Below are 12,601 nucleotides of genomic sequence, written 5' to 3'. Positions count from 1 at the left end.
GTTTGAGCACCCAAATTGTCTCTAATATAAGAATTCTGTAGGTTCCGCAGGACGATTTGTTTGCCGTTCCTTAGGAAAGTCGACTTGATAAGGCAAGGGTGGTTCTTCAATGAGAATATGCCGGGTGCCCCAACCATCGTTATAGAGCTCAGGGCGTGCGCCCACCAGATTATCTACAGGTATATCTAGCACTTTTTTCATTTCTAAATAGCGCCGACCTTCAAAGGTTGTCTGGAGCAGTTCAGGGGATACCTTGAGACCTTGTTGCGCAAGAATGCGCTCTAGAGTGGTGAGCTGATCTAATGGAGTGTAGGTAGCCATAACAACAACTGTGTCAAGGGGTTCCACATCCATATTCAATTCTGACTGATCAAGCTGCCAAGTTTCTTTTCTGCTGCCATCATCAGCCAGCTGTTTGAAGGTCAGTTCTCCTTGCCAGCGACCATTTTGTACGTTGACGACCTGATAGTCCAAGATTGAATAGGTGGGTTTAGGTTCTACATTGTCATCAGTCGGCGAAAGCTGTCGCATTGCCAACACATTAAGTTCCGTTTGGTTAGGAAAGTTAGCTGTTCCTTGTAATTCATAGGTATAGTTATTCCTGCCTGGTTCTATGGTGAAGTCCATTTCAGCCACAGGTAACCGATTGATTAAAACAGGATTATTAGGTGTCTCGATTGAAAAACCGCAGCCGCTTAACACACTACCTAAGCCGCCAAGCAGGCAGAATAACTTTAGTCTACGAAGACTAGATGGCGTCATTATATGGAAAGACATAGTCAGTAAATAGTAAGTCCGGATAAATTACGTGGCTGTACTTTTGTCAGAATTTTTGTCAGAGAACAGATAAGAGCCTTCTCGTAGGGAGTCTTTGCTTGAAGCTTTAGTAATTGGCTACTGCCATAAACAACGGTTACAACAATTTCTGTTGTCTAACCGGAAAGAAACTTCCGTTATCTCCGTCAGAACTAGGTGAAATAAGTCATAAAAATCACTTTATATGACTTATAAAATCACTATTGAATCCATAGATCAATTTTGGGATGGGGTTGTTCCTAATGAATAGAATTAGGCCTTTTCACCGAAAAAATATACAAATTCTAGTGTTTTTAATGATTCCTTCATGCGTGAATTTGCCCATCATAGGTCAGTATAGGTATTCGTTAGTTCGTAAAAAACTTAATTATGAATAACAAAATATAGTAGTCACCTTAATCGTATCTTGATCTATTTTTGCCGGATTGTGGCGATTAAGCTTGATATTTGATCTTGGAAGACTGTAAAAAAGCTTCTTAATGCATTATTCCTTAAACAAAATAACACTAACCTTTATAGAGTTCTCAGGGTGAAGACTGATCTATGTGTAAATCAATAAGCTACAGAGCAAACCCTTGCAAAGAATTTTCTGACTGGGTAAGACTTGATTGAGACCCGCCTAGGGTTCATCAGGGTTTGTATATGTTTTGAAAGGGCAAAAGAGCCAATAATTTGATTATTTTGACCTAGGTATGTATCTGGGGGGAGTGCTTACAGCAGTGTTTTTAAGGATAATCAGAAAACGCTTATTTATCTCGCTATTTTTATCTGTTCTATTAATTGTGACCACCTTAGGGCCTAGTATGGCTCAGGTGACGTCATCTCCAGGAGCTTCTGATGATCCAGCGGAGGCAGGTACTGCTGTTGATCGTCGTAATCGTAACGAAGATGGTGCAACATTAGGACGAGATCTTCTGCAAGATGCTCAAGCGGCTGAATTAGAACAGGAAGATGGCAGTCAATATATTCTTGAATTCAATCGTAGTCCGGTCGTAGGTACACGCCTGCGTCTAGAGGGTATTTATAATGAGTCTCGGTTAAGGTTTACACGGCCACGTAACTGGTCGGTTAAGTCTGTCAAGATTCTGTTGCGTTATCGTCATTCTGGGGCTCTTTACGCAACTCGCTCCAATCTGAACGTGATTGTTAATGACAATAATGTTGGTAGTGTACCGCTAAATCTGAAACAGGGTGATACGGGCACCATTGTTTTTGACATTCCTACACGTATTCTAAAAGATTACAACGAGCTCATTATTGCGGGTTTGCAGAATAACTCACCCACCTGTACCCAGGATCCATTTGACCCATCACTTTGGACAGAAATTTTACCGGATTCAAAGCTGGTATTTAACTATGACGCTGAACCGTTCCAACTGGATTTCAATAGCTATCCCTATCCCCTGATTGACGTGCTCAGTTTGGAAACAAACCACATTGATTATGTTGTTCCTACTGAGCAGGATCAAGCTTGGTTAACAGCTATTTCACGGCTACAGACATCTTTAGGACGTATTGCTGACTATCGCCCTTTAGAAACAGATCTAGTTGAAAAGTTTGATGATGTAGCTGATGGCAACCGAGTCGTAATAGTTGGGACACCTAGTCAGCAACCCATGTTGGAGAACCTTAATTTACCACTGACTCTCAAAAATAAGCGTTGGTTGGATAACAAACAGACACTAATTTCTTCTGATACTGGTATTTTGATGTGGACTGTGCTTAAGGATAAACAGTCCCCTGTATTAGTAGCAACAGGTAATGGATCTACTGCTGTAGATAAGGCAGTGCGGTTCTTAACACAGTCTCAAGATCGCAAAATTGGTGCCGGTCAAATTGTTTTGGTAGATGAGGTGGAAGAAATTGAGGCACCTGACATTCGTGATTGGCCTCGTTATCTGCCCCTATCTGATAATTTTGAGCTCAGCGATCTAACAGGATTTAATAATGAGCCGATTGATGATGTGGTGATTCGGGGTGCTCATGCGCCACCGTTTGAATTTGATTTTAAGGCGTTACCGGACGATCGCTTTTTGCCGGGAAATGTGATGACTCTGCGGTACACCTATGGTCCCCAGGTAAACCCGCTCACATCTCTAGTGGAAGTGCAGTTAGACGGTATTACCGTTGCTGGTCGCCGTCTCGATTCGATTGACGGTAAGCGGCGATCCACCTTGAAAGTGGAATTGCCAGAACAGCACATTACACCTCAGTCACGGTTAAAAGTTTATTTGAGATTTGATCCACGGGAACGTCGTTCCTGTAGCCGTGTTACAGACCACCAACTATGGGGCACCATCCACAGCGACAGTGCCTTTAATCTCAACCGTCAACAGGTGGCAAAACTACCGGATCTAAATCTATTAAAGGCTGGTTATCCGTTTGCAGCACCTCAAGATTTGTCTCGTACTACCATTGTGTTGCCCAACAAACCCAGTATGACTGAGTTATCGTTGATGCTTGAATTAAGTGAGCGTCTCGGTCGTTTAAGTCGTTCAGAAGCAGTACGGGTCCAGGTTTATCCGGTTGGCAAACTGACCCCGGAAATACGGGAATCACAGAATCTGGTGGCTATTGGATTGCGATCTCAATTTCCCTTGGTTGAAGCTTTAGAAGCTGCGGAGTTTAACCTGAAAGATGGAGCCCGCCAATGGGGTGACAGTCAGGTTCAAACGTTGCCTGATGCAGAGGGTGTTTTACAGCAGCAACTATCTCCGTGGAATGAATCACGAGTATTGTTGACTATGACAGCTCAAAGTGAAGATGGTTTGAAGCAGCTCCGCGATCTCTTAGAACTGGATTCCCTATTTTTCCAGTTGCAAGGGGACACGGTGTTAATTAGTGCCAATGACGAAACGCCATCTCCTTATGACGAAAACGCCTATAATCTAGAGTTCTTACAGCGTTCTGCCCAGCAAGATATTCAAGAAAAGAGTGCGTTTCAAAGAGCCATCACCGTCATTCAGGGTAATTGGTTCCTCCTGATTCCCGGTATCATTGTGCTCTCATTGTTGCTCTATGGTGTTCTCCAAGCATACTTAAAACGAAATGATGCTCTGACGGCTGCCCAAGGTGTTATGACCGATCCATCTGCGCCAGGAGAACTTTAATTATGGCTGAACGAATATTCATTACCCATCGATTGAGAGACTTTCAGTCTGTCTTCAAAACCTATCTGTCTAAAAGAGTTCGGCCTTTACTGATTGAACTGCTGATCATTACGCTCCCCGATTGGTTTGATCAGAGTTTGCAGTGGCTCAATAAACAACAGCTATTGGTGTTGGCATTGTGTTTAACCACATTTGCCTGGCCTATCATGACAGCGCGGCCAACAATTCTGCAGCAGGGACTGGTGGCGTTAGCCCTATTGGGTGTAGGTCAGGTATTGTTGCGGTTAGAAGATCGCCAGACTAGCCAACGAGTCAGTGAATACTTGCATTTGCTATTGATAGCTGTTAGTACCATCACAACCCTGCGGTATCTGTACTATCGCTCTAACTACACGCTTAACTTAGGTTCTTGGCTGGATGGTTTCTTTTCAATTTTGCTGTTTACGGCAGAGCTTTATGCAATTGCTACTCTGTTATTGTCCTATTTCCAGACCTTAAGGATTCGCGAGCGTAAATCTATTTCCCTCGATCGTTGGCCACAGGAGAAATGGCCTAAGGTAGATATTTATATTCCTACCTATAACGAAGATGTTGCCATCGTCCGTAAAACCGTATTGGGAGCCCTCAAGATTGATTATCCGGCAGATAAAAAGGTTGTTTATGTGTTAGATGATGGTCGTGCTGAAAAATATCGGGAACGTCGCCTTGCCCTAAAGGCCATGTGTGAAGAGTTAGGATGTATGATGCTGACCCGTGACAACAACGATCACGCTAAGGCTGGTAACATCAATACAGCACTGGACAGAACAGACGGTCAGCTAGTGCTTATTCTAGATTGTGACCATATACCGGTACGAGGGTTTTTGCAGGAAACTGTTGGCTTCTTCTTTGATAAAAAATTAGCTCTGGTACAAACTCCTCACTGGTTCTATAATCCCGATCCATTTGAGCGTAATTTACTTACTCAAGGGCAGATACCCGTTGGTAACGAGCTATTTTACAAGGTGTTGCAAAAAGGTAATGACTTTTGGAATGCAGCCTTTTTCTGTGGCTCTGCAGCCTTGATTCGTCGTAAGTATCTGGTTGACGTTGGAGGGATTGCAACCGAGACAGTAACCGAAGACTGCCACACATCTTTACGATTGCACTCTCTGGGTTATCGCACTGTTTACTACGACAAAATTATGGTGGCTGGCTTAGCCCCTGAGAAATTTTCCTCATATGTAGGTCAGCAGGTTCGTTGGGCCAGGGGGATGGCTCAGATTTTACGGATTGAAAATCCCCTGTTTAACCGCAAACTTAATTTGCGTCTATCTCAGCGATTTTGCTATTTCAGTGCCACTTCCCATTTCTTTTTTGGCTTTCCCCGGTTGATGTATGCAATTGCTCCCAACCTGTTTTTGCTGTTTGGGATCAACCCTGTAAAGGGTTTAGGTATTGAGACATTGTTCTATGCATTGCCGCACATTGTGCTCTCAATGCATGCGAATCATATCTCCTACAAACATGTTCGGTTTTCTTTCTGGAATGAGATTTATGAATTTGCAATGTCATTCCAGGCAGGTATTGTGACATTGCTGGCGTTGATCAATCCACATTTGGGTTCCTTTAACGTGACTGATAAGGGAGTCTCAGTAGAATCTCGTAGCTTTGATATCGATAGTGTGCGCTATCTTGTGGTTCTAGGAGCGATTACAGCTGCGTCTCTACTGACTGTACCTATCTGGCTAATTCTCAGCCCTTTGGATACTCAGGCTGTACTGATCAACACCCTATGGTGTGTGTTTAACCTTTCTCTGGTTTTAACAGCGTGTCTGGTGGCATTTGAACAACCACAGCTGCGACAATCTCACCGGTTACCGCGTGAGCTAATTGCTCGCCTTTACAGTGATGATGGTCAAGTTTGGGAAGGTACAACGATTGATGTTAGTGAAACGGGCGCTCAGGTGCTGCTTGATGTTTGGCCCAATGTTTCTGACCGGGTACAGCTAGAGATTTTGGGTGATTATGGAGCGATCGCCTTACTAGATGCAGAAATTGTCAGAGCTACTGCAACAGATGCCTTGCAGACAAAGCTAGCCATTAACTTTGTCAATATGACTCAAGCACAGCAAGATGATCTCGCCATTGTGATTTTTTCTGATGTGCGCAGATGGTATTCCCAAATTCGTGAAAATACTGATAACCCATGGCAGTCCCTCAGCTTTATTTTGATGAGTTTGAGGCGAGCTTTCCAAGAGTTACGCCCAGCTAATAGCGTTAAGATGCGTAAACAAGTTGAGGTAATGAGTGACCTTAGATGGAAAGGGTGGGGTAGCAATGTTCAAGCTGCTATGATCACTGAGCTGGGGTCAAGGGACATGCGGCTAGAGTTGTTGGGTGATGCTAGTACGGCGGCTATTGCCCTGCAGGATAATCACCCCCTGTTACATTTGCAGGTCTATCCACAAGTGGATAGCGTTCATTCCTATGATTTGATGGCTCAGGTTGAGCGTCTTGAACTCGTACCTAAGCTTTCAAGTACCTATAGTGGCTCGGTTACAAACGCAGATTTAAATAATCCTAGTCAACTCTCGGATTATCGTGTGGCTTTGGAACTTACGTTCCCTGCATCCTTGGATCAGCAACAGCAGAACCAAATTAAAACGTTACTCAGACAGGTTGCCTAAAGATCACTGCTCGTGTGATGGGTTTCTAAAGCTCATTTGTTCTAGTTCGCAACTGCGATTTTCATTATTATTTCGTCATTCTAATGGTGTACGTAGCCTGGTAATGTCCTGTGATCCTGGGTATAGGGAATTATTACCGTAGTTCCTTTTTCTGTTACCTCTTTTATGAAGACTTTGTTTGGGCGTACGTAATTTTACTGGTATTCTCAAACTAAATGTACAAACTTACAGTGCTATATGTTCCTAAACTAAGGGGGATATAGTGGCTTATTGCAGGGTGATTAAAATTTTGATAAATGTGACCTTGAAACAGGGTTCTTCCAAATAGATGGTCCGGACTAGGGAGCAAATAGTGGAATTTCTTCATAGTGAAGTTGTCGCATAAATTTATTTCTATTGCCGCATATATCTATTTCCATAGGAAAGAAACCATTTGTATGGTTATTGAGTCGAAAATGTATATATCTATTCGTGGCCGTGTGTAATAGGTGTACTACCCATTGCTTTGGTCTAATTTAGCCCTAAAGGGTTTTGGCTTTTTGCTGTATCGTTAAACATTCAGTTATGAACAGTCGTTCGATTGTGGGTTATGGTGCAACCCAGAAGTTACATCCTCTAAGCTTTTTGGCTCAGTTGATCAGTCGGCAGGTGAGTGGTCACTTCAAGTTGTACTCGGGGACTAACTCATGGTCGCTTTTTCTTAACCAAGGCAAGCTTAATTTTGCTACAGATACTGATGCGCCCTTTGATCGCTTAGATCGTCATCTTCAGGACTTGAGTAGTGAAATTTCTACTCTAGTAGGTGCTGTGCGAGTTCAACTACGGTTGATGTTTGAGCAGTCACCTAAGCAGGCTCCCCTAACGCCAGATTATCAGGCGATTAGTTGGTTGGTAGAGCAATCTCATCTAACGCCGGAACAAGCGAGTGGGTTGATACGCGCCATGGCGATTGAGGTAATTGAGTCCTTTTTGGGTGTGCAGGAAGGTAGTTATGATTTACTTGGTTTAGAGGATATTGGTGAGTATCCGGTTCTCTGTCAGTTAGATTTACGTCCTATTGTTGAAATCTGTCAACGAAATCGGCGGCAGAGCTTACTATCATCCCCCTCAGCGGTGGCAGCTGGAGCGCCAGTGGTTTCTGTACAGTCTGTAGCTGCCTCTGTGCCGTCTGTTTCACCTGCTGCTAATAAGCTGGTGGATTCTGAATCCACTGCACAAGCTGGGGCTGCTGTTGTTAATCCTCAGGCTCGAGATGGAGGCGCTAACATGTCAGCATCTTCTGATGCTCGCAGGGCTGTTTACACAATTGCCTGTATTGATGATAGTCCAACTGTTTTGAACGCAATTCAAGAATTCTTGAATGATAGAAGTCTGAACGTTGTCCCTATTAGTGACCCGGTCAAGGCGTTGATGCAGGTTATGCGCTGTCGTCCAGATCTGATTCTGTTGGATGTAACCATGCCTAATTTGGATGGCTATGAACTATGCTCTTTGTTACGCAGGCATCCAAGCTTTAGAAATACGCCCATTGTCATGGTGACGGGTAATACGGGCTTTATTGATCGCGCGAAAGCCAAGTTGGTAAGGTCTTCTGGTTATTTGACTAAGCCATTTAGTCAGTCAGAGCTCTTGAAAATGGTATTTATGCATTTACCGGCCGTGGGGCCGAGACAGTAGTGAGCTAAATTGCTCATCTACTTCAATGTTTCAGATTTTGTGATAGTTACTATTATGAACACTGAGGGCGGTTGGCCACACATTTGGGGGATGACAGACAGACTATGACGGTAATTAAAACGGCTACAGTGCTAATCGTTGAGGATACACCCTCTGAACGAGAATTAATTAGCCATTATTTACAGGAAGAAGGCTACAGTGTCATCCATGCTGTGACAGCGCAAGAGGGGTTAGATAAGGCTATTTCTAGTCAGCCGAGCGTCATTGTTACGGATGTAGTGATGCCTGGAATGAGTGGCTTTGAGCTGTGTCGAAGCTTAAAGCGTGCGCCTGAAACAGAGAAGGTTCCGGTGATCATTTGTTCATCTAAGGATCAGGCAATTGATCGCCTGTGGGGTATGCGACAGGGGGCAGATGCCTACATCACTAAACCCTTTGAGCGAGAGGAACTACTGAAGGTAATTAAATCAGTATTGTAATTTTTTTAGTGTGCGATCGCATATCGTTTGTGAGGTCACTATTTTGTCTGCTTTATCTCTGAAAAAAGACAGGTCTGTACTGGCAAAGTCATTCTTAAAGTTCCAGTTGGCTCCTAATGTTGTAGCCATGTTTCCTGCCCGGGCTGTTCAGGAAGCGGTCGTGTTACCCACACGACGAGTGATGGCGATGCCCAATATGCCAGCAGCCCTCTTAGGGTTAACTAATCGCCGTGGCCGTGTATTTTGGGTTGCTAATTTAGTGCGCCTGCTGGGGTTACCAGTGCCCGATCACCACAGTCAACAATATAGCTTAATCGTAGTTCAAGGACAGTCAACACCCCTAGCGTTACAGGTTGAAGCTATTGATGGTATGGTCAGCTTTCCACCGGAAGCTATTCATCCCCCTCCAAATAATGTGAGCAGTATTATTTTGCCGTACCTCATAGGCTGTGTTACTCACAACGATGAAACTATTTTTATATTAGACGTTGAAGCCCTGTTACAGTCTCCAGTGCTACAGGCACCCTAGGCTCTTCCCTTGATTAAGGTTGTTATTATCTTTTGCTGATTTCTATAGTTATCTACTCTGAGTCATTCGACGAATTGTTATTGAAACGCTATCTAAAGGAAACTTCTTATGGGTATGGATGTTGGTACGAACTCAAATGCTGAGTCTAACTCTGAGGTAGATGCAGTGGATAATACCCCTAACCAAGAAGATAGTTCTCAGCGTGATCGGTTATTGGATGGTGTTGTAGTGAAATCTGTAGACGATATTCAAGAAAATAATAATGGCTTGGAGGATGCCCGTGAGCACAATCCAAATCAAGAACTAGCTGCCCAATTAGAAGAGATTGCGGCGGTTAGTCGTCGTAATGCATCTCCTCCAACCTCGTCTAACGGTGTGTCAAAACCAATGGCCAATGTGCAAGATCAACAAACTTTATCTTATCGAGGCGTAAAATATCCTTCGGCAGAGGAGCGGTATGCCCCTGAGAATCTTAAAATTTCTCGTGGTAGCGCTCTACTACAATGGTTTTATGACTTACCTGTTAGCAGCAAGCAGCTAATTGGTTTAATCTCCTCAGAGGTTATCTCCGTTATTGGCTTGGTTGGGGCAGGCTCACTCCTAATTATTAGCGGTGCCCGTCAGCAGTTATTAAAGCAAGCTGAGGCGGAACTAGCGGTCACGGATATTCAATACAACATTAAAGTCAACCAAATGGGGTTTGGTTTCCGGGGTCAATCCGAAAACACAGCCATTGTGACGCTGGCTGAGGGAGTAGCTAATGGTTCTGATATTAGTGCTAATCAGCGCGCAGTTGTTCGGGAGATTTTGCAGGGAGAAGTTGAGGCTCGCGATATTGAGTATTCTACGCTCATTGGCATAGATGGGAAAATCATTGTCAATGCCCAAACTGATCGCACTGGAGAAGAGTTTGATCCTTATGGGTTAGTTTCCCGTGTTGTTTCTGAGCGCCAGCAGATTAAGGCCAATGGTTTGGTTGAGCAAAGTGAGTTGCAACGCCAGGGAGTTGAGCTAACAACAGATGGAGATAAGGCGCTCATTCGATATGTAGCGACTCCTGTGTTTGCTCAAAACCAGACTGACCAATTAGTTGGGGTATTGATTGCGGGTGATCTCGTTAACGGTAAAACATCGATTGTTGAAGGCATTGTTCAAGCATTTGGAACTGGCTATGGCGCTATCTATTTGAGTGAAGGCTCCGATGATTTTCAATTGGCTTCCTTGGCTAATTTAGATGAAGGGGCCACTGAAATCGAAATTGGTGAAGAAGTTGAAGTTTATGATCAGAACCTGTTAGTAGGTGCATTAGACAGCCAAGGTGAAACGATTTCCCAACGTCTGGTGGAGTCCGAGGGTGATGCCTACGCTATGGCTGCAAAAACCTTGAGTGATATCAACGGTGAGCCGATTGGGATTTTAATCCGTGGGACTTCAGAGGCACGTTTACAGCAGTTAATTAATAGAAGTCTGCAGATTCAATTTTTGATTGCATTATTGGCTATTTTAGCTGATATCTTTTTAGCTCAGTTGTTGGGGCGTTCAATCGCTAGTCCGATTAAGCGTCTACAGCGTGCAACCGAGGCGTTTGCTGAGGGAGATCGTCAGGCAAAAGCCGATGTTTTTGCCAGGGACGAAGTCGGTCAGCTAGCAACTGCTTTTAACGACTTAACGAATACGGTGCTGCGTTCGGAAGGCACTCTACTGGATCAAGCGAGTGTCCAGGCAAGAGCGGCTCAACGGGCTAATCAACTAGCTAGTTTGACGAGTGACTTACGCAAAAATAATATCGATGAGGAGCGTTTGTACAGCATTGCTGTCAATGGTGTTCGTAAGGCGATAGAGACAGATCGAGTGATCTTTTATCGTTTTAATGAAGATTGGAGTGGTGAGATTATTTCTGAGTCCGTTGGCATGGGATGGCCTGCGGCGTTGGGGGCTACTATTAAAGATCCCTGTTTTGCTTCTGGCTATGTTGATCAATACCGTCGCGGTCGTATACAGGCAACCAGTAATATTTTTGAAGCCGGGTTGACTGAGTGTCATTTAGGTCAACTGACGCCATTTAAAGTTAAGGCCAATTTGGTTGCCCCCATTTTGGACAATGGAGAATTGATTGGTTTGTTGGTCGCCCACCAATGTTCGGGGCCCAGAGAGTGGAGTGAGTTGGATATTAGCTTCTTTAAGCAGGCTGCTTTGCAGATCGGTTTATCTATTGAACAAGTTAGTCTGTTCAATCAGAAACAGCAAGCACAGTTAGAGGCAGAGGCACTATCTGAGGAGCGGCGACAGCGCCAAGAGACTCTTCAAATGGAATTACTAGGTCTCTTAGACGATGTTGAAGGCGCTGCTCGTGGTGATTTGACGGTTCGTGCTGATGTTTCAGCTGGAGAGATTGGTACTGTTGCTGACTTCTTTAATGCCATTATTGAGAGCCTGCGACAAATTGTGACTCAGGTTAAAACTTCAGCGGTGCAGGTGAATACATCTTTGGGAGCTAACGAGGTTGCTATGCAAGTGTTGGCTGATGATGCCCTACAGCAGGCAGATCGCACAACGCAGACGCTTGATTCTGTAGAAAATATGACCATGGCCATTACCCAAGCAGCTGATCGGGCCCAGCAAGCGGCCGTTGTGGCTCGTGAAGCCTCCCAGACTGCTGAAGACGGCGGATTAGCTATGGATCTGACGGTACAGAATATTTTGGATCTGAGGACAACCGTCGGTGAAACGGCTAAAAAGGTGAAGCGATTGGGTGAGTCATCGCAGCAGATTTCTAAGGTCGTTTCCTTGATTAACCAGATTGCTACCCAGACCAACTTGCTGGCTATTAATGCGGGTATTGAGGCGGCCCGCGCTGGTGAAGAAGGTCAAGGTTTTGCTGCTGTTGCTGAAGAAGTGGGTGAACTAGCAGCCCGTTCTGCAGCTGCGACTCAGGATATTGAGCGCATTGTAGACAGTATCCAGAGGGAGACTGCTGATGTGGTGGATGCCATTGAAAGCAGTACTTCTCAGGTGGTTGAAGGAACTCGCCGAGTGGATGAGGCAAAGCAGAGCCTGGCGCGTATGATGGAAGTATCTCAGCAAATTGATGCTCTAGTGCAGACAATTTCTGCGGCTACCGTTTCCCAGGTAGAAACAGCAGCCAATGTGTCCACACTGATGCAAGAAATTTCCCAGGTGTCTGAACGTACATCGATTTCTTCCAAAACTGTATCGGAAGCGCTACAACAGACGGTTGCAGTGGCTAAGGAGCTAGAACTTTCTATGGCTGCCTTTAAGGTGGATGATCAGGAGGCTTCAAGAGCATCTCAGGAGCAATAG

At 44.5% G+C, this 12,601-nt stretch carries 7 protein-coding genes; 6 read left to right on the top strand and 1 reads right to left on the bottom strand.

The window, feature by feature from the left end; translation table 11 throughout:
- Positions 1–21: 21 nt before the first annotated feature.
- Positions 22–777, bottom strand: coding sequence for a hypothetical protein (locus SPB21_RS14920; protein WP_163667952.1), 756 nt, complete (start codon positions 775–777; stop codon positions 22–24).
- Positions 778–1,619: 842 nt separating this feature from the next.
- Between SPB21_RS14920 and SPB21_RS14915 the strand changes: the two genes are divergently transcribed.
- From SPB21_RS14915 to SPB21_RS14890, 6 genes are all read left to right on the top strand, one after another.
- Positions 1,620–3,926, top strand: a complete 2,307-nt coding sequence (locus tag SPB21_RS14915) for a cellulose biosynthesis cyclic di-GMP-binding regulatory protein BcsB (RefSeq protein ID WP_250564717.1) — start codon at positions 1,620–1,622, stop codon at positions 3,924–3,926.
- A gap of 2 nt (positions 3,927–3,928) precedes the next feature.
- Entirely contained in the window at positions 3,929–6,595 is a 2,667-nt protein-coding gene (gene bcsA, locus SPB21_RS14910) for a UDP-forming cellulose synthase catalytic subunit (RefSeq protein WP_163699332.1), read from the top strand.
- A gap of 564 nt (positions 6,596–7,159) precedes the next feature.
- On the top strand, positions 7,160–8,272 hold the full coding sequence (locus tag SPB21_RS14905; protein ID WP_163660718.1) for a response regulator: 1,113 nt from the start codon (positions 7,160–7,162) through the stop codon (positions 8,270–8,272).
- A gap of 104 nt (positions 8,273–8,376) precedes the next feature.
- Positions 8,377–8,751: a response regulator transcription factor gene (locus SPB21_RS14900; protein WP_006515139.1), complete on the top strand. Its 375-nt coding sequence runs from the start codon at positions 8,377–8,379 to the stop codon at positions 8,749–8,751.
- 10 nt (positions 8,752–8,761) lie between these two features.
- Positions 8,762–9,280, top strand: a complete 519-nt coding sequence (locus SPB21_RS14895; protein ID WP_499867028.1) for a chemotaxis protein CheW — start codon at positions 8,762–8,764, stop codon at positions 9,278–9,280.
- A gap of 108 nt (positions 9,281–9,388) precedes the next feature.
- Positions 9,389–12,601 (top strand): methyl-accepting chemotaxis protein, encoded by a 3,213-nt coding sequence (locus tag SPB21_RS14890; RefSeq protein ID WP_499867027.1) that lies wholly within the window; start codon positions 9,389–9,391, stop codon positions 12,599–12,601.

The sequence above is a fragment of the Leptothoe sp. ISB3NOV94-8A genome (assembly GCF_043421595.1).
Lineage (GTDB): Bacteria > Cyanobacteriota > Cyanobacteriia > Phormidesmidales > Phormidesmidaceae > Leptothoe > Leptothoe turfae.
The sequence above is the reverse complement of the archived record's forward strand: the minus strand, read 5'-3'. Positions and strand labels throughout refer to the sequence as shown.